This window comes from Nonomuraea glycinis, from assembly GCF_035920485.1.
Taxonomy (GTDB): Bacteria; Actinomycetota; Actinomycetes; order Streptosporangiales; family Streptosporangiaceae; genus Nonomuraea; species Nonomuraea glycinis.
The window spans coordinates 8,957,000-8,974,177 of the sequence record NZ_CP109166.1; the positions used below are offsets into that span (position 1 = coordinate 8,957,000).

A 17,178-nucleotide genomic window follows, 5' to 3' on the forward strand; every position below is an offset into this window, starting at 1 on the left:
GGTGCTGCGGCGTGGGCCACGACTGTAGTGGGTAACCCGTGCCGCCACCCGGCGACACGCGTCAAGTCTTGGCGTGTTCTCCTCCGGCGGCCGGTGGCCGCCCGGCTCATCCCGCGATGGCCCGGTAGGCGGCGTCGAGGAGCTCTTCCGACGGGCCTTCCAGCCGGCCGACCTTGGCCAGGCCGTCCAGGACGACGAAGCGCTGCTTGGCGCCGCGGACCTTCTTGTCCAGCCGCATGTGGTCGCGCAGCTGCGGCCAGGCGGCGAGGGGGTAGGAGGTGGGCAGGCCGACCGAGGTGAGGATGGCGCGGGTGCGCTCGACGAGATCGACGCCGATCCGGCCGTCGAGCCTGGACAGCTCGGCCGCGTAGACCATGCCGATGGCGACGGCCTCGCCGTGGCGCATCTGGTAGTTTTCGGCCCGCTCGATGGCGTGCGCGAGGGTGTGGCCGTAGTTGAGGATCTCGCGCAGACCCGCTTCGCGCAGGTCGGCGCCGACGACGTCGGCCTTGATCTGGATCTTGCGCTCGACGAGCTCCCGGGTGTGCGGCCCTTCGGGCGTGCAGGCGGCCTCGGGGTCGTCCTCGATGAGCATGAGGATCGTCGGGTCGGCGATGAAGCCGCCCTTGATGACCTCGGCGAGCCCGGCGACGTAGTCGGCGCGCGGCATGCCGGTCAGCGTCGCCAGGTCGCACAGCACGCCGGCGGGGGGCAGGAAGGTGCCGACGAGGTTCTTGCCCTCGGGGGTGTCGATGCCGTTCTTGCCGCCAACGGCCGCGTCGACCATGGCGAGCAGCGTGGTGGGGGCGAGCACGACCTGTACGCCGCGCAGCCAGGTGGCGGCGACGAACCCGGCCAGGTCGGTGGTCGCTCCGCCGCCGACGCCGACGACGGCGTCGGACCGGGTGACGCCGTAGCGGCCGAGCGCGGACCAGAGCTGCGCGGCCACCTCGACGGTCTTCGCCTGCTCGCCGTCGGGCACCGGCAGCGGCACCACGTCGTAGCCGGCCTCGGACAGGGCGGCGCAGACGGGGCGGGAGAGCTCCGGCAGGCTCGCCGGGTGGATCACGGCGACCGTGCGCACGCCCGGCTTGAACAGGCCGGGCAGCTCACTGAGCACGCCGGTGCCGATCACGACCTCGTAGGGGCTGTCGCCACGCACGGTGATCCTGGTCGCGGTCATCTGCCCAGCCCCTTGATGATCTCGTCGGCGAGCTCGGCCGGCTCCCGCTTGTCGGTCGCGACCGTCAGGACGGCCAGCCGCTCGTAGATGGGCCGCCGCTGCTCCATCAGCTTCTTCAGCTGGCTGCGCGGGTTGAGCACGAGCAGCGGCCTGGCGGCGCCGAGGCCGACCCTGGCGACCGCGTCGGCCAGGCCCACCTGGAGGTAGACGACGGTGTGGCCGTCGAGCAGGGCCTGGGTCTCCTCGCTCAGCACGGCGCCGCCGCCGAGCGACAGGATGCCGTCGTGCTCGCGCAGCGCCTGCCGCACGGCCGCAAGCTCCAGCTCGCGGAAGCGGTCCTCGCCGTCCTCGATGAAGATGTCGCCCACGGGCTTGCCCGCGACGGCCTCCACGTCGGCGTCGGTGTCGCGGAAACGTACGCCGAGCCGCTCGGCGAGCAGCCGGCCGAGGGTGGACTTGCCGGAGCCGGGCGGGCCGATCAGCACGGCCGCGGGCGTTGTGACGGTCATTTGATCACCATGGATGAGAGGTAGCCGGACACGTTGCGGGCGACTTCCTCGACGGAGTCGCCGCCGAACTTCTCCAGCACCGCGTCGGCCAGCACCAAGGCGACCATCGCCTCGGCGACGATGCCCGCCGCGGGGACGGCGCACACGTCGGAGCGCTCGTGGTGGGCCTTGGCCGCCTCGCCGGTCTTGACGTCGATCGTGGCGAGCGCCCTGGGCACCGTGGAGATGGGCTTCATCGCGGCGCTGACCCGCAGGATCTCGCCGTTGGTCATGCCGCCTTCGACGCCGCCCGCGCGGTTGGTGATGCGGCGGACCCCGTCCTCGGTGGTGTACTCGATCTCGTCGTGGGCGCGGGAGCCGGGCCGGTGCGCGGTCTCGAACCCGTCGCCGAGCGCCACGCCCTTGATCGCCTGGATGCCCATCAGCGCGCCGGCCAGGCGGGAGTCCAGGCGGCGGTCCCAGTGCGTGTAGCTGCCCAGGCCGGGCGGCAGACCGAAGGCGAGCACCTCGACGACGCCGCCGAGCGTGTCGCCGTCCTTGTGCGCCCGGTCGATCACCTCGACCATGGCGGCGCTGCCGTCGGGGTCGGCGCACCGGACCGGGTCGGCGTCGATCCTGGCCAGGTCGCCGGGGCCGGGCAGCCCTTCGGCGGGGCTGCGCGCGCCGCCGATGGCGGTGACGTGGCTGACGATGTCGACGCCCAGCGCCTGCTTGAGGAAGCGCCTGGCGACCTCGCCGAGCGCGACCCGGGCGGCGGTCTCGCGGGCGCTGGCCCGGTCGAGCACCTGGCGGGCGTCGTCGAAGCCGTATTTCTGCATCCCGGCGAGGTCGGCGTGGCCGGGCCGGGGGCGGGAGCGCGGCGCGTTACGGGCCAGCCCTTCGAGCTCCGCCGGGTCCACCGGGTCGGCCGCCATGACCTTCTCCCACTTGGGCCACTCGGTATTGCCGACCCGGACGGCGACGGGGCTGCCCATGGTGCGGCCGTGCCGGACGCCCCCGGAGATCGTCACCTGATCCTGCTCGAACTTCATGCGGGCACCACGGCCGTAACCGAGGCGGCGGCGGCGCAACGCCTCGTCGATGGCGGCCGTCGACACCTCGACCCCGGCGGGCAGGCCTTCGAGGATGGCAACGAGCTCGGGGCCGTGGGACTCTCCAGCGGTCAACCAGCGCAACATGCCTACAAGTCTTCCATGTGCCGCCTAGTGGGATGTCCGGCCGTTCACCTGCCGAGACAGAGCGCGGTGAACGCGCCGAGCAGCATGAAGGGTCCGAACGGGAACTGCGTCTGCCGCGTGCCCCGCCCGGTGACCAGCAGCGCGACCGCGTAGAGGGCGCCGAGGAACTGGCCGCCGAGCGCGGCCACGGTCCACGCCTGCCAGCTCAGCGCGGCGCCCGCCATGCCGATGAGCCCGGCCAGCTTGACGTCGCCCAGCCCCAGGTCGGCGGGCCTGACCAGCCACAGCACGCCGTACAGCGCCGCCAGCGCCAGCCCGCCGAGCAGCGCCCTGGGCAGCTCGCCGGTGGGGGCGAGGGTCAGCGCGAGGATCGGGTACGACGGCAGCGTGATGACGTCGGGCAGCCGGTGGGTGCGCCAGTCGATCGCGGCCAGGACGATGCCGGCCAGCGCGATGTACACGTACGGCAGGCCCGACCGCCAGGCGACCAGCACGAGGACGGCGGCCGTGGCCAGCTCGTAGCCGGGCGGCCAGGCCGGGACGGGCGGCGTACGCAGGAGGCTCGTGAACGCGGCGCGGGCCTCGGCGCGCGTGTCGGCGGGGTCGGCCGTGAACGCGCCGGCCAGGGTCCTGACGTAGCGGCCGGCCAGGAGTCCGAGGACCGCCAGCAGTGCGAGCACGAGGCAGACTTTACGTGCGCATTACGTGCGGCGCGAATGTTGCGCCATCGACGCGGTTCTCGCGGCACTGTTGCGGCATGGCGATCGTTCGACGGAGACTTTTGGCGTGGGCGGGGACAAATTCGCAAGAATAGCGGTGGTCATAGCGACGTTCGTGCTGGTTCCGGTGCTGCTGGAGATGCTGGCCTGGTACATCGAGGGCGAGGAGTACAGCGTCTCGCGCGCGGTGACCGTGATTTTCGTGCTGGTCGCCCTGGCGCTGGTCGCGCTCGTGGCCGGCAATGTCCGGGGCAGGCTGCCGGTGATGCTGGTCACCGCCTTGACCGTGGCCGCCGTCGTCGAGCTCGTCCTCGGGTTCGTCGCCGGTTTCGGGCCGGTGCTGTGGCGGTCGAGCGTCCCCAGTGACCTGCTCGGCCTGACCATGGTCGGGCTCAGCGTCTTCACCGTGCTGACCGGCTCCTACCTGCTGATCCTCTACCGGCGGGGGCTCTACCTGCCCTACCTGGAGGCCACCGCGGGGCCCGCGCCCACCTTGACCAAGCGCAAGGTGATCGGCGAGTCGGAGATCCTGATCCGGACCCTGCCGGAGCTGAGCCAGGCGATGGAGAAGGCGCTCGGCAGCTGCGTGTCCATGGTCGACCAGGAGGATTTGCACTTCGTCGCGTTCTTCACCGCGGAGGGCTGCTGCTTCTACACCGACGTGCTGGACGACGCCGACCTCAGGCACTTCTTCCACGAGACCTCCCCCGAGGAGCGTCGTGACGGCTATCTCAAGATCGGCCGCCAGCTCGACTGGCTCGGCCATCGGCTCGGCCCCCACCTGCGCACGATGGAGGGCGGCACCGTCATCAGGACCGTCGTCGACGTGGAGCGCGGCGCCCTTTACCACTACTGGGTGGACCGTGGCCGCTATCTCATCGGGGTCACCCTGGACCAGCGCAAGGTCGACATCGCCGACGACAAGCTGGCCAGGCTCGTCGACATGATCCGCGGCCACTTCACCCTCCCGCCGATCAACCAGCGCCTCCCGCCGGAACGCGGCGGCATCCTGCGTCCCCTCAAGAAAGAGCGCGAGTGGCCCGAATCCGGCTCCTGACCCTCGTTCTCCTCGCCGGCTGGGCCCTGGCGGCGTCAACCGGCCTCGACGGTCTCCAGCACTCCCCGGCGTACCTGCTGGCGAGCTCACTGCTGCTGGCGATCGGCCTGTACGGGAGCACGCACGGCATCGACAGGGCCGAGGCGCGCGCGAACGCCGGAGTGATCGTGCTCGCGGTCACGGTCGGCGTGCTGCTGAAGGCGGCGTTCATCGCCACGGTGCTCTTCCTCCTCTATGACGACCCGTTCGCGCTGGTGCTGGCGGTGACGGTCGCCCAGATCGACCCCCTGTCGGTGGCCGCGGTCATGACCGGGTCCCGGCTGTCGGCCCGGGCCAGGACGATCCTGGCCGCGTGGTCGTCGTTCGACGATCCGGTGACCGTGGTGCTGTCGGTGTACGCGGCCACGCTGGCCTTCTCCGGCGGCGGTGCGGGGCTGGGCGACGTGGCGGACCTGGGCTGGAACGCGCTGTTCGCCGTCGTCGCCTACCTGGTGTGGCGGCTGGTCCGCGGCGGCCCGCCGTGGCTCGTCCACGCGGCCGCGATCATGGCCATCCTGGTCGGCGCGTGGACGTTCCTCATGCTGGGCCTGGCGATCGCGGGCCTGTTCCTGCGCCTGCCGGACAGCCGGCGCGTCGAGCAGGCGGTGGCGGTGGCGTTCCCGCTGGCCGCCTTCCTCATGGGGATGCTGCTGGTCGGCGGCGTCGACGTCGCCGAGGGGATCGTGCTGGGCGTCCTGGCGTTCGCCGCCCAGATCCTGGCCGCGGCGCTGCTCACCTGGCGGCTGCCGCTGATGGACCGCGTGCACCTGGCGCTGGCCCAGCAGAACGGCATCACCGCCATCATCCTGGCGCTGGTCTTCGAACGCTCGCTGGACGGGTTCGTGGCGGTGGTCGCGCCGGCGATCGTCACCGTCAACGTCATCCACGCCGTGGCGAACCGGGCGGCCAACTCCTGGGAGTCCCGGTCATCCCCTGGCAGATCTTGGACATCGCGGTCAGCCTCCGGCGAATCTCAGGAGTCGCGGTCAGCCTCCGGCGAATCTAGGGAATCGCGGTCAGCCTCTGGCGAACCAGCGCCGCTTCCTGACCGGCTCCACCCGGGCGACGGTGACACCGGAGAGCCGGTCGACGGTGCCTGACTCGACCGCGGCCAGCGCCCGCAGCACGTCGCCCTCGATCACGAACGGCACCGGCCCCGCCACGTCCACCACCACGGCCGCCGCCCGCTCGCTGACGGCCGCCTGGCACACCTGCAAGGTGGTCGCCTGGATGGGCCGGGCGTCGGCGCGCCATCGGGTCAGCGCCTCGGTGCCGGTGAAGGCGAGCACGGCCTGCCTGCCGTCCTGACCGACGAGCTTGGGCAGCGCCATCTCGCTCTCCTTCTCCTGCCGCAGCCCGTGCTCGCCGACCTCGGACTCGGTCAGCAGGGCGACGACGGGCACCAGCAGGCGGGCGCCGCCGAGCGCGCCGAGCACCTGATCGGGTCCGGCCGTGCCGTCCTGGTAGGCGGCCAGCGCGGCGGTAACGGCCGGGGCGGCGCCGCCGTCGTCGGTGGGATCGAGAGGCTGAGGAATGCTCGGCACGACACCCGAGCCTACCGGCGCCCCGCCTCGCCCCCAGCACCCGCCCGGAGTAGACGGCCGGTCACATCCGTTCGGTACGGCGATCGTCAGGTGAGGTCGCTGAGGGCCTTGCCCGAGGCCTTGAGCGCTGCCTCCATCGCCACGCGGCCCGGTGTCCTGGGCTCCTCGACGGGCTCCTGGTCGTCCCCGGTGGCCTCCAGCAGGGGCTCGGTGTCGCTCTCGGGCACGTTCTCGTCGGGTGTGCTCATCACGCGCGATCCTTCCTGGTCAGGGCTGTGATGGCCTCCTTTACCCGACACCCGCCGACCGAACCACGGCCCTGCTGACGCGTCGGCCGGGGCGAGGCGGGCGAGCGTGTGGAGCGGCCCGGCCCGCGCGGGGTTCGTCCGTCAGCCCGGTGACGGGTCGTCCACCGGGGGCAGGGCGGTGTCCGCTTCCTCGTGGCCGGCGCCGGTGGCTCTGAGCAGGTCGACGACGATCGACCGGAGCTGCGCCAGGATCACGGCGGCGGAGAAGCCGAGCTGCTCGGGCCGTTCCCGGTTCGCCACCGCGATCAGGGCCTGCCTGGCGAGGACGGGCTCGCGGCCCGCCGCCAGTTCGAGCTGGAGGAGCAGCGCCGCCTCCGACACCTCGCGCATCGCGTCGGCCAGCGCCCGCGGCGGCGGGTGCATCTCACCCAGCGCGGCCAGCGTCCTGCGGGCGAGCACGCGGACGTTCCTGAGCGCGTGGTCCACCGGTTCGGCCGCCGTCTCGTACCTGGCCAGCCTGGCCCGGCGGTGCCAGTGCATCGGCGAGATCATGATGATCTCCTTGCTGGTCTCCAGCGCCTGCTCGAACTCCTCGACCGCCACCTGGGTGCCGCGCGCCTCCTCCAGCGCCTCGGCGGCCAGGTCGGCGTCGCGCTTCTCGATCGCCTCGGCGGCCTGTTCCAGCGCCGTGGACAGGGCGTCGAGCACCCCGGAGGCATGCTTGGCGGCGAGGGTCAGGGGGCTGGCGGGCATCAGCGCCACCGCCGCGAGGCCGATGAGGCCGCCGGTGAACGCGTCGAGCATCCGGTCGAACCCGCCCGCATGGTCGCCCGGCAGCACCGCCACGACCAGCACGGCGGAGGAGGCCACCTGTGCGACGAACAGCGCTCCGCTGTCCAGGAGCACGGCGGTGACCATCGCCAGCGCCACCACCAGGGCGATCTGCCAGGCGCCTGAGCCGATCCAGGTGACCAGCAGGTCGCCGACCCCCACCCCGAGGCCGACGCCCACCACCAGCTCGGCGACCCTGCGCAGCCGCTGGCCGAGCCCGATGCCGACGCTGATCAGCACGGCGATCGGCGCGAAGAAGGGGCGCGTGTGGCCGAGCACCTGGGTGGCCACCAGCCACGCCAGCCCCGAGCCCACGGCGGCCTGCGCGATCGAGGGGGCCACCAGCCCGAACGACCTCACCCGTTCCCGTATGTGCTCGCCGAGCTTCGTTGCCACTCTTCCCACCTTGGCCGATCATTATGACATTTCGGTCACACCGTCCATCAAGGACGAAACGGACCGGTAGCCATCTACCTCGTTCACCGGGACCTCAACCGGAAACCACCCGGACAAGATCCTGTGGGCGGTCCGGCTAACTGTCCAGGAAGTCGTCCACAGCCTGCATGAACGCCATGCGCTCGGTGGCGTGGATCAGGTGGCCGGCCTCGATGGTGACCAGCTTGGCCCCGGGGATGCGCTCGGCCAGGAAGCCGGCGTCGAGGTGACTGGCCCGGCCGCCCGACAGCACCAGGGTCGGCGCCGAGATGGCCGCCAGGCCCGCCGCCCAGGCCGGGTCCGGCTCGCGGAACTGCCGCTCGGTGTCGTGCACCATGCGCCAGTCGAAGCCGGTGGAGTCGTCCTCCACCACGGGCTCACGGCCCTGCAGGGGCTCCGGCGGGACCGCGTCCTCCAGCACCAGCCGCTGGACCAGGCCGGGATGCCGGATGGCCAGGTGGTAGGCGACCGCGCCGCCCAGCGAGTGGCCCACCAGCGTGGCGCGCTCGACGTCGAGCTGGGTGAGCAGGGCGGCGATGTCGTCGGCCATGGCCGGGATCGGGTAGTCGCCCGGATGGCCGCTGGCGCCGTGGCCGCGCAGGTCGGGCACGATCACGTGGTGGCGGACCGCGAAATGCTGGGTGAAGCCGTTCCAGTCGTTGTGGTCGGCGGTCCGCCCGTGCAGCAGCACCAGCGCCGGCGCGACCGGGTCCCCTTCCTCGCGGAAGGTGAGCATGATCCCGTTCACGACTGCTTTGCGAATCACACCGCGACACTACTGCCGGCACCGCCCACGTTGGCAGACATTGCCGGTGAAAGCCGGTTTCCGGCGTCAGTAGCGTGAGGCCGGGTATGCCGATCACGGTGAGCCAGTGGGTACGAAGGGGCGGAAGATGCCGGATCCGATTGAAGTGGTCAAGGTGCCGATCGAGAGCGTCACGGACGCCTCAGGGCTGGCGCGACTCATCGACGACGGGGTGATCGAGGCCCACCGGGTCCTCGCCGTGGTCGGCAAGACCGAAGGCAACGGCGGCGTGAACGACTACACCCGCATCCTGGCCGACCGGTCCTTCCGCGACGTGCTGGCCGCCAAGGGGCATCCCGCGCCGGAGACCGTACCTCTGGTGTGGTCCGGCGGCACCGACGGGGTGCTGAGCCCGCACGCCACCATCTTCGCCACCGTGGACCCCGCGCGCAGCGTCGCCTCCGACGAGCCGCGCGTGTCGGTCGGGGTGGCGATGAGCGAGGTGATCCTGCCGGAGGACATCGGCCGGCCCGCCATGGTGGAGAAGGTCGCGGCCGGGGTCCGCGAGGCCATGAAGATCGCCGGCATCGACGACCCGCGCGACGTCCACTACGTGCAGACCAAGACGCCGCTGCTCACGCTGTCCACCATCACCGACGCCAAGAGCCGTGGCCAGGACACCGCCATCGAGGAGACCGGGCCGTCGATGGACCTGTCCAACTCCACCACCGCGCTCGGCGTCGCGGTGGCGCTGGGCGAGATCGACATGCCGTCTGCGGAGCAGATCCACAAGGACCTGTCGCTGTACTCGTCGGTGGCGTCCTGCTCCTCCGGCGTGGAGCTGGACCGGGCGCAGATCGTGCTGGTGGGCAACGTGCGCGGCATCGGCGGTCGCTACCGCATCGGCCACAGCGTGATGCGCGACGCCCTGGACGCCGACGGCATCTGGGAGGCGATCCGCGACGCCGGCCTGCCGCTGCCCGACCGCCCGCACCACTCCGACCTGGGCGGCCGGCTGGTGAACGTCTTCATGAAGTGCGAGGCGGACCCGTCGGGCCGGGTCCGGGGCCGGCGCAACATCATGCTCGACGACTCCGACGTGCACTGGCACCGCCAGATCAAGGCCACGGTGGGCGGCGTGGCCGCGGCCGTCACCGGCGACCCGGCGGTGTTCGTCTCGGTCGCCGCCGTGCACCAGGGCCCCTCGGGAGGCGGCCCGGTGGCGGCGATCGCCGACCTGTCGGACGAGACCTAGACGGACAGGCGCTTGAGCCGGGCCACGGCCTCGTCGATGACCTCGTCCTTCTTGCAGAAGGCGAACCTGACGAAGTGCCCGCCGCGCTCGGGACGGTCGTAGAAGACCTGCGTCGGGATGGCCACCACACCCGCCAGCTCCGGCAGCCGGCGGGTGAACTCCAGCCCGTCGGTGAAGCCGAGCGGGCGGATGTCGGTCTGCACGAAGTAGGTGCCCGCGGGCTTGAACACCTCGAAGCCCGCGGCCGTCAGCCCGTCCATCAGCCGGTCCCGCTTGTCCTGCAAGGAGGCGCGCAGCGCGGCGACCCACTCCCCCTCGTGCCGTAGCCCGAAGGCGACCGCCACCTGCCAGGGCGCGCTCGCGGTGAAGGTGAGGAACTGCTTGACCGTCTGCACGGCCGTGACCAGCTCGGCGGGGGCGCACACCCAGCCGGTCTTCCAGCCGGTGACGGAGAACGTCTTGCCCGCCGAGGAGATCATCACCGTGCGCTCCCGCATGCCCGGCAGCGTGGCCAGCGGGATGTGCGGGGCGCCGTCGAAGGTGAGGTGCTCGTACACCTCGTCCGTGACGGCGATGAGGTCGTGCTCCTGGCAGAGCTCGGCGATGACGGTCAGCTCCGCGCGCGTGAAGACCGTGCCGGTGGGGTTGTGCGGGGAGTTGACCAGGATCATCCGCGTCCGCGGTGTGACGGCGGCACGCAGCTCGTCCGGGTCGAAGGCGAAGCGGCCCTCGACCGGGCGCAGCGTCACGCCGACCAGCCGGGCCTGCGCCAGCGCGATCGAGGCGGCGTAGGAGTCGTAGTAGGGCTCGAAGGCGATCACCTCGTCGCCCGGCTCGCACAGCGCGAGCACCGCCGCGGCGATCGCCTCGGTCGCGCCCACCGTGACCAGAACCTCGCCCGCCGGGTCGTAGGCGAGGGAGTAGCGCTCGGCCCGGTGCTCCGACACGGCCTGCCTCAGCTCCATGACGCCGGGGCCCGGAGGATACTGGTTGGCTCCCGACCTGATCGCGTGCACGGCCCGGTCCAGCATCGCCGCCGGCCCGTCGGTGTCGGGAAAGCCCTGACCCAGGTTGATCGCCCCGGTCTGGGTGGCCAGGGCGCTCATTTCGGCAAAAATCGTGGTGCCGAAAGAGCGCATCCGGGAGACAAGTGGTTCCGTCACATGTTCACACTAGTGGGCTCGGCCGGTGATCTTCCGACCGCAGGTCAGCTCGTAAGGTGGTTTCCCTGAGCACTCGGACGCGTATTCGTGAGCTGGACGCCCTTCGCGGCTTCGCGGTGGGCGGGATCATGCTGGTCAACACGTGGCAGCACGCCCGCCACGAGCCGGCCACCGGCATCGACTGGACGATCGACACCCTCATCCAGAGCCGCTTCTACCCGATCTTCTCGCTGCTGTTCGGCATCAGCTTCGTGCTGTTCCTGCAGGGGGCCGATCGAGGGGTGCTGCTGCGACGGCTGTTCTGGCTGATGGTCTTCGGGCTGATCCAGCACAGCTGGTACACCGGCGAGGTGCTGATCGACTACGCGTTCTTCGGCGCGCTGGTGCTCGTGCCCGCGTCGTTCCTGCCCGGCGGCGTCCCGGTGCTGGTGCTCGGCCTGGCGCTGCTCGGGTGGAGCGTGGCCAACGACGGCGGGAGCCTGCCCCTGGGCCTGCCCTCGATCGTCCCCACCGGCCCGCTGCTCATCCCCGCCGCGTTCCTGATCGGCATGGGGCTCATGCGGCTGGAGCCGCCCCGGCGGCTGCTGGCGCCCGCGTTCGCGGTGAGCGCGGTGGCCGGCGCGGTGCTCGTCGTCGTCTGGGCGTCCACCGGCGACTGGAGCATCTACCTGGCCGCCGCCGTCGCCGGGGCCGCCGCCTACTCGACCGGGCTGCTGCTGGCGCTGCGGCCGTGGCTGTCGGCCCTGCTGGAGCCGCTGGGCAAGATGGCGCTGACCAACTACATCTCCGGCACGCTGATCATTTTTCTGGCCACCCCTCTGCTCGACACCGATCTGACCCGCTGGTCGGTGATCGCGGTGACGGCCGGCACGCTCGCCGTACAGGTGCTTCTCAGCAGGTGGTGGCTGGGGCGCTACAGGTATGGACCGCTTGAGTGGATCTGGCGATGCCTGACGTGGTTTCGGTACGTGCCGAACCGGTTAGAGTCGGGCCGTGACGAGAATCGCCCTCTGCCAGATCCCGGTGTCACCTGACCCGGTGGCCAACCTGACAAGGGTCCGCGAAGCTCTGGCCAGAGCCGAGGGCGCGGACCTCGCGATCTTCCCCGAGGCGACGCTCACCCGCTACGGCAGACGCATCTCCGAGCTGGCCGAGCCGCTCGACGGGCCGTTCGTCTCGGGTGTGTCCGAGGCGGCCAGGGAGCACGGCCTCGCGGTGATCGCCGGGACGTTCGAGCCGGGCGAAGGGCGGGTGTACAACACCGCCGTCGCCATCGACCGCGACGGCGCGATCAAGGGCGTCTACCGCAAGATCCACCTGTTCGACTCCTTCGGCGCGAAGGAGTCCGAGCTGGTCGCCCCGGGCACCGAGCCCACCGTGGTGGAGCTCGCCGGGATCCGCGTCGGGCTGGTCATCTGCTACGACGTCCGCTTCCCCGAGCTGACCAGGGCGCTGGTCGACCGGGGCGCCGAGATGTTCGCCGTCATCGCCGCCTGGGGCTCGGGCCCGCTCAAGGAGGACCACTGGGTCACCTTGGCACGTGCCAGAGCGCTGGAGAACACGATGTGGACCGCCGCCGTCGGCCAGGCTCCCAACCCGGCCGAGGCCACCGACGGCTACGGGGTCGGCCACAGCATGCTGATCGACCCGCTGGGCGTGGTCAGGGCCGACCTCGGCGCCACACCGGGCGTGCAGGTGGTGGAGCTGGATCAGGAGGCGACCGCCACGATCAGAGCGACCTTGCCGTGCCTTGAACATCGGGTCCTCGGCGTCACGAGATCGTAAAGTGGACATCGTGAGTGGAACGCAGATGCAGAAGGTGGTCCCGCCGCGTCTGCTCGTGCCATACCTGTCGGGTAAGCGCACCGTCATATCCGGATATGTCTACCGTGTGCAGGACTGCGCCAGGCTGACCACGCCCGCGCAGCTCTTCTCCGGGTTAGACCTGTCGTTCGACGGCTCGGAGCTGACCGGCGAGGTGCCCGAGCTTTACGTCATGCGCTGGAACGCGCGCGAGATCGACGACTACGCCGTGCCGTACGGCCCGCACATGGGCGGCGACTGGAGCGACACGCCCCCCTTCGCCGGCAACGGGTTCACCACCTCGCGCGAGCATGTGGTGCCGCAGTTCCACACCATTCCGACGCCGATCCCGGCAGGGGCGCAGATCGTGCACATCACCGGCGAGGGCGAGCGGCCGTTCGCCGACTACGACGGGCTGACCTGGCGGCCCGCGGCATGAGCGACGAGATCACCCCCGTCGCCTCCGGCTTCGTCGCCCGGCTCGGCGAGCGTACGTTCCCCGCCGCGCTCGGCCCCGACGACCAGGTGGTGCTGTTCAGCGAGGAGGAGCTGGACGGCTTCGAGTCCGCGTCCGGCTACTGGCGGCGTACCGTCGCCCATCCTGAGCTGGAGTGGCTGGTGCTGATCCGCACCGTCGGCGCGTTCGGCGGCGAGCCGTGCGTGGTGCTGGACGAGGACGAGGACGGCCTGCACATCGCCTACACCGGCCACAGCGGGATGAAGGCGGAGGCGCTCGGCTACTGGATGGTGGACCACGGCGCCTACGAGGTCGTCGTGCCGCGCGAGGAGGTCTTCTCGATCCGCATCGAACGCATCCCGGTCCCTTGATCGGGGTCGGACGAAGCCGGGTCGCCTGATCCGGGTCGGACGCACCCCGGTCCCTTGATCCGGGTCCTCGGATCCGGATCTCACGGATCCGGGTCTCCCGGATCCGGGTCTCCCGGATCCGGGTCTCACGGATCCGGGTCTCACGGATCCGGAGCCCCTGATCCGGGGCGGGCGGGCCTCGGTTTCTAGCCGCCCAGGTGGCGGTAGCGGGACAGGCGGGCGGTCAGGCGGTCCGCCGGGGGCTGCCGCAGCAGGCCGGCGATCTCGTACTCCAGCGCCCGGCCCACCCGCTCACAGAACGCCCGCTGCTCGTAGGCGGCGTCGGGCACCTCGGGGACGACCCGGTCGACGATGCCGTCGCGGCGCAGGTCGGTGGCGCGGATGCGCTGCGCCTGGGCGATCTCGGGCGCGAAGTCCACGCTGCGGTAGAGGATCGCCGAGGCACCCTCGGGCGGCAGCGGCGACAGCCACGCGTGCTGCGCGCACAGCACCCGGTCGGCCGGCAGCAGCGCCAGCGCGGCCCCGCCCGCGCCCTCGCCGAGCAGCAGGCAGACCGTCGGCGCGTCGAGGGTGACCAGCTCGGCCAGGGAGCGGGCGATCTCCCCGGACAGTCCGCCCTCCTCAGCGGACTTCGACAGCGCCGCCCCCGCCGTGTCGATCACCGTGACCAGCGGCAACCCCAGGTCGGCGGCCAGCCGCATGCCCCGCCTGGCCACCCGCAGCCCTGCGGGCCCGAGCGGCGCGTTGGCCCGCTGCCTGCGCCTGTCCTGGCCCAGCACCACGGCCGGAGCCGTGCCGAACCTGGCCAGAGCCAGCAGCAGACTGGGCTCGTTCTCGCCCGCGCCGCTGCCGCTGAGCGGCGTCACGTCGGTGGCGGCAAGCTTGAGCAACGTCCGTACGCCCGGCCGGTCGTCGCGGCGCGAGCGGGTGATCGCCTCCCACGCCTCGACCGGCCGCAGATCCTCCTGCGGCGCCGGTCCGGCCACGACCCGCGTCCCGTCGTCGGCCAGCACGGACAGGGCGCCGATCGCGGCGTCCCGCGCGTCGTCGGCCGCCACCACCGCGTCGATCAGCCCGTGCTCGTGCAGGTTCTCGGCCACCTGGACGTGCTCGGGGAACGGGTAGCCGTGCAGCGACTCGAACACCCTCGGCCCGACGAACCCGATGAGCGCGCCCGGCTCGGCCGCCGTGACGTGCCCGAGCGAGCCCCACGACGCGAACACCCCGCCGGTGGTCGGGTGCCGCAGATAGACCAGGAACGGCAGGCCCGCGGTCCGGTGCGCCTGCACCGCCACCGTGATTTTGATCATCTGTACGAAGGCGAGCGCGCCTTCCTGCATCCTGGTGCCGCCCGAGGCGGGCGCGGCCAGCAGCGGCAGCCGCTCACGGGTGGCCCGCTCGATCGCGGAGACCATCCGCTCGGCCGCCGCCAGCCCGATCGACCCGGCCATGAAGGAGAACTCGCAGGCCACCACGGCCACCCTGCGCCCGCCCAGCAGCCCCTCGCCGGTGACGACCGCCTCGTCGTAGCCGGACTTGACCCGGGCCGCGGCCAGCTCCTCGGCATAGGAGGAGCCCGGCTCGGCCGGGTCGGCGGGCGGCGCGTCCCACGATGTCCACGAGCCCCCGTCGAGGACCGTTTCGATCAACGTACGCGCGTCCGGACGGCTCACCATCGCTCCTTCTCGTCCACCGGTGATCCCATGGTGACGCACGAGAGCGCCGACCGATGCCCGCGAAACCCGATCATCGCTCTCGTTCTTCGAGCCAGCGGAGCACGTCGCCGTCATGCTGGCCGAGCGCGGGCGGCGCGGTGTGCGTCATGCCCGTGAGGCCGTCGAAGCGCAGCGGTGGCCCTGGCAGCTCGATCGTGCCGAGCACCGGGTGGTCCACCTCGACCAGCAGCCCCTGGGAGCGGGTCTGTTCCCAGGCGTAGACCTCGTCGAGTGAGCGGATCGCGCCTGCCGGGACTCCGGCCTCCCCGAGTCTGGCCAGCCAGTGGGCCCGGTCGTGGGCGGCCAGGGCCTTCTCCATGTCGGCGATCAGCTCATCCCGGTGCGCGAATCTCTCCCTGTTGGTCGCATATTTCGCTATATGCGGGTCAATGTCGAGTAGCGAGGCTACTTTCTTCCATTGGACCTCATTCGCGGCGGCGATCTGTAGCATCCCGTCCGCGCACCGGAAAGCGCCATAAGGGGCGATCGAGGCGTGGTGGTTGCCATTGGCGCCGGGGACCTGCCCGCCCACGGTCCAGGCGGTGCCGTGGTAGGAGTGCACGCCGGTGACCGCCGCCAGCAGGGACGTCCGTACGACCCGGCCCTTGCCCGTACGTTCGCGCTCGTACAGGGCGGCGACCACGCCGTAGGCGCCGTGGATGCCGGCGAGCAGGTCGGCGACGGAGGCGCCGACCCGGTAGGGCTCGTCGCGGGACGGGCCGGTCAGCGACATCAGACCGGCCTCCCCCTGGGCGATCTGGTCGTAGCCCGGCCGGCCGCCTTCGGGGCCGTCGTGGCCGAACCCGGTGATCGACAGGACGACCAGCCGGGGGTTGAGCTCGTGCAATCGTGCGACCGGGAAGCCGAGGCGGTCGAGCACGCCGGTGCGGAAGTTCTCCACCAGCACGTCGCTCTGGGCCACCAGCCGCTCGATGAGCTCCTTGCCCTCGGGGGACTTCAGATCGACGGCGATGGATTGTTTGTTGCGATTAGCCGCAAGGAAATAGGTCGATATTTCGTGATCTGGGCCTACGAAGGGGGGTCCCCAGCCCCGCGACTCGTCTCCCCCGTCCGGATGCTCCACCTTGATGACCCGCGCGCCCAGATCCCCGAGCATCTGCGCGGCATGCGGGCCCGCCAGGGCCCTGGACAGATCGAGCACCACGATGTCACCCAGCGGTCCGAGCAAGATCGACCTCCAGAATGGTCCGAAACGGCCATTCTTTCAGTCTCCCCCGCCCGGTCCCCCAACCCGGGGCCCGCGATCTTCCCGCCGCATCTCCTCACCCGGGCCGGTGATCTTCCCGAACCCTCACCTAACCTGGGCCGGTGATCTCCTCGGCCCAGCGCATCCAGGCCCGCCCGCCCTCCTGCGGACCGGTCCGTCTGGTGGCCGTCGACGGACCTGCCGGTTCGGGCAAGACCACGCTCGCCGACCGGCTGGGGACGGCCCTGAGCTGCCAGGTGATCCACAGCGACGACTTCCCCGTGCCCTGGGACGAGGGGCCCGGCCCCTGGTTCGACGCGCTCGACCGGCAGGTCCTCCAGCCCTTGCGCCACGGCCGGCCCGGCGGCTTCCGCCGCTATGACTGGGTACGCGGCGACTACGGGGAACGCGTCGTGGTGCCGGTGGCGCCGGTGCTCGTCATCGAGGGGGTGGGCACGGCCCGCGCCTCGGCGGCGGAGCTGCTGGCATACGTCATCTGGGTCGAGGCGGACGAGGAGGTCCGGCTCCGGCGCGTCCTCGACCGGGACGGCGAGGAGCTCCTGGCGCGGTGGCGGAGCTGGTTCGCCGCCGAACGTGCCTGGTTCGCCGCCGACGGCACCCGCGCCAGGGCCGACGAGATCATCCCCACCTAGGGCCTGCTGCTGGTCAGGGTCGCCACCGGCTCGTAGCGGTCACCGACTCCTTGTCACGGCCGCCAC

The 17,178-nt window shown here is 71.6% G+C and carries 19 protein-coding genes; 8 read left to right on the plus strand and 11 right to left on the minus strand.

Annotation, left to right across the window (positions count from 1 at the left end; all coding sequences use genetic code 11):
* Window positions 1-106: 106 nt before the first annotated feature.
* Genes aroB through OHA68_RS42215 form a run of 4 tightly spaced genes read right to left on the minus strand, consistent with a single transcriptional unit; the run spans window position 107 to window position 3,550 of the window.
* Window positions 107-1,183 (minus strand): 3-dehydroquinate synthase, encoded by a 1,077-nt coding sequence (aroB, locus tag OHA68_RS42200; RefSeq protein WP_327105248.1) that lies wholly within the window; start codon window positions 1,181-1,183, stop codon window positions 107-109.
* Window positions 1,180-1,692, minus strand: coding sequence for a shikimate kinase (locus tag OHA68_RS42205; RefSeq protein ID WP_327105249.1), 513 nt, complete (start codon window positions 1,690-1,692; stop codon window positions 1,180-1,182). Before OHA68_RS42205 ends, aroB begins: the two co-directional genes overlap by 4 nt.
* Entirely contained in the window at window positions 1,689-2,870 is a 1,182-nt protein-coding gene (gene aroC, locus OHA68_RS42210) for a chorismate synthase (protein ID WP_327105250.1), read from the minus strand. Before aroC ends, OHA68_RS42205 begins: the two co-directional genes overlap by 4 nt.
* Before the next feature lie 44 nt (window positions 2,871-2,914).
* On the minus strand, window positions 2,915-3,550 hold the full coding sequence (locus tag OHA68_RS42215; RefSeq protein WP_327105251.1) for a prepilin peptidase: 636 nt from the start codon (window positions 3,548-3,550) through the stop codon (window positions 2,915-2,917).
* Between the two features lie 154 nt (window positions 3,551-3,704).
* Here OHA68_RS42215 and OHA68_RS42220 point away from each other — a divergent pair, with 154 nt between their 5' ends.
* Complete coding sequence (locus tag OHA68_RS42220; protein WP_327105252.1) at window positions 3,705-4,646, plus strand: hypothetical protein; 942 nt, start codon at window positions 3,705-3,707, stop codon at window positions 4,644-4,646.
* Window positions 4,625-5,785 (plus strand): cation:proton antiporter, encoded by a 1,161-nt coding sequence (locus OHA68_RS42225; protein WP_327105253.1) that lies wholly within the window; start codon window positions 4,625-4,627, stop codon window positions 5,783-5,785. Before OHA68_RS42220 ends, OHA68_RS42225 begins: the two co-directional genes overlap by 22 nt.
* Here OHA68_RS42225 and OHA68_RS42230 read toward each other — a convergent pair.
* The 4 genes from OHA68_RS42230 to OHA68_RS42245 form a co-directional block, all read right to left on the minus strand.
* Window positions 5,702-6,229 (minus strand): SseB family protein, encoded by a 528-nt coding sequence (locus OHA68_RS42230; RefSeq protein WP_327105254.1) that lies wholly within the window; start codon window positions 6,227-6,229, stop codon window positions 5,702-5,704. The genes OHA68_RS42225 and OHA68_RS42230 overlap by 84 nt on opposite strands.
* Window positions 6,230-6,315: 86 nt before the next feature.
* A complete protein-coding gene (locus OHA68_RS42235) occupies window positions 6,316-6,477 on the minus strand; it encodes a hypothetical protein (protein WP_189143912.1) in 162 nt (53 codons plus the stop codon).
* Between the two features lie 141 nt (window positions 6,478-6,618).
* The gene (locus OHA68_RS42240) at window positions 6,619-7,704 is read right to left on the minus strand and encodes an FUSC family protein (protein ID WP_327105255.1); all 1,086 of its coding nucleotides are present in this window, start codon (window positions 7,702-7,704) and stop codon (window positions 6,619-6,621) included.
* A gap of 136 nt (window positions 7,705-7,840) precedes the next feature.
* Entirely contained in the window at window positions 7,841-8,509 is a 669-nt protein-coding gene (locus OHA68_RS42245; protein WP_327105256.1) for an alpha/beta fold hydrolase, read from the minus strand.
* Between the two features lie 127 nt (window positions 8,510-8,636).
* Between OHA68_RS42245 and bar the strand changes: the two genes are divergently transcribed.
* Window positions 8,637-9,743: a barbiturase gene (gene bar, locus OHA68_RS42250; protein WP_327105257.1), complete on the plus strand. Its 1,107-nt coding sequence runs from the start codon at window positions 8,637-8,639 to the stop codon at window positions 9,741-9,743.
* Here bar and OHA68_RS42255 read toward each other — a convergent pair.
* Window positions 9,740-10,906: a pyridoxal phosphate-dependent aminotransferase gene (locus OHA68_RS42255; protein ID WP_327105258.1), complete on the minus strand. Its 1,167-nt coding sequence runs from the start codon at window positions 10,904-10,906 to the stop codon at window positions 9,740-9,742. The two genes, bar and OHA68_RS42255, sit on opposite strands and share 4 nt — an antisense overlap.
* A 56-nt stretch (window positions 10,907-10,962) precedes the next feature.
* Between OHA68_RS42255 and OHA68_RS42260 the strand changes: the two genes are divergently transcribed.
* The 4 genes from OHA68_RS42260 to OHA68_RS42275 are packed head-to-tail and all read left to right on the plus strand — an operon-like array spanning window position 10,963 to window position 13,537.
* On the plus strand, window positions 10,963-11,940 hold the full coding sequence (locus OHA68_RS42260) for a DUF418 domain-containing protein (protein WP_327105259.1): 978 nt from the start codon (window positions 10,963-10,965) through the stop codon (window positions 11,938-11,940).
* Complete coding sequence (locus OHA68_RS42265; RefSeq protein ID WP_327105260.1) at window positions 11,900-12,691, plus strand: carbon-nitrogen hydrolase family protein; 792 nt, start codon at window positions 11,900-11,902, stop codon at window positions 12,689-12,691. Before OHA68_RS42260 ends, OHA68_RS42265 begins: the two co-directional genes overlap by 41 nt.
* A 10-nt stretch (window positions 12,692-12,701) precedes the next feature.
* Entirely contained in the window at window positions 12,702-13,148 is a 447-nt protein-coding gene (locus tag OHA68_RS42270; protein WP_225278110.1) for a hypothetical protein, read from the plus strand.
* Window positions 13,145-13,537, plus strand: coding sequence for a hypothetical protein (locus OHA68_RS42275; protein ID WP_189143906.1), 393 nt, complete (start codon window positions 13,145-13,147; stop codon window positions 13,535-13,537). The genes OHA68_RS42270 and OHA68_RS42275 overlap by 4 nt, the downstream gene beginning before the upstream one ends.
* Before the next feature lie 185 nt (window positions 13,538-13,722).
* On the opposite strand, the gene OHA68_RS42280 is transcribed toward OHA68_RS42275, so the two are convergent.
* Window positions 13,723-15,213 carry a carboxyl transferase domain-containing protein gene (locus OHA68_RS42280; protein ID WP_327105261.1) on the minus strand — a complete coding sequence of 497 codons (1,491 nt, stop codon included), beginning with the start codon at window positions 15,211-15,213 and terminating at the stop codon, window positions 13,723-13,725.
* 70 nt (window positions 15,214-15,283) lie between these two features.
* The gene (locus OHA68_RS42285; RefSeq protein ID WP_327105262.1) at window positions 15,284-16,441 is read right to left on the minus strand and encodes a CaiB/BaiF CoA transferase family protein; all 1,158 of its coding nucleotides are present in this window, start codon (window positions 16,439-16,441) and stop codon (window positions 15,284-15,286) included.
* A gap of 140 nt (window positions 16,442-16,581) precedes the next feature.
* Here OHA68_RS42285 and OHA68_RS42290 point away from each other — a divergent pair, with 140 nt between their 5' ends.
* A complete protein-coding gene (locus tag OHA68_RS42290; RefSeq protein ID WP_327105263.1) occupies window positions 16,582-17,112 on the plus strand; it encodes a uridine kinase family protein in 531 nt (176 codons plus the stop codon).
* The last annotated feature ends 66 nt before the right edge of the window (window positions 17,113-17,178 follow it).

Coding starts and splice junctions, on each gene's coding strand:
- aroB (WP_327105248.1), bottom strand. CDS start 1,183: ATGACCGCGACCAGGATCACCGTGCGTGGCGACAGCCCCTACGAGGTC.
- OHA68_RS42205 (WP_327105249.1), bottom strand. CDS start 1,692: ATGACCGTCACAACGCCCGCGGCCGTGCTGATCGGCCCGCCCGGCTCC.
- aroC (WP_327105250.1), bottom strand. CDS start 2,870: ATGTTGCGCTGGTTGACCGCTGGAGAGTCCCACGGCCCCGAGCTCGTT.
- OHA68_RS42235 (WP_189143912.1), bottom strand. CDS start 6,477: ATGAGCACACCCGACGAGAACGTGCCCGAGAGCGACACCGAGCCCCTG.
- bar (WP_327105257.1), top strand. CDS start 8,637: ATGCCGGATCCGATTGAAGTGGTCAAGGTGCCGATCGAGAGCGTCACG.
- OHA68_RS42275 (WP_189143906.1), top strand. CDS start 13,145: ATGAGCGACGAGATCACCCCCGTCGCCTCCGGCTTCGTCGCCCGGCTC.
- OHA68_RS42280 (WP_327105261.1), bottom strand. CDS start 15,213: ATGGTGAGCCGTCCGGACGCGCGTACGTTGATCGAAACGGTCCTCGAC.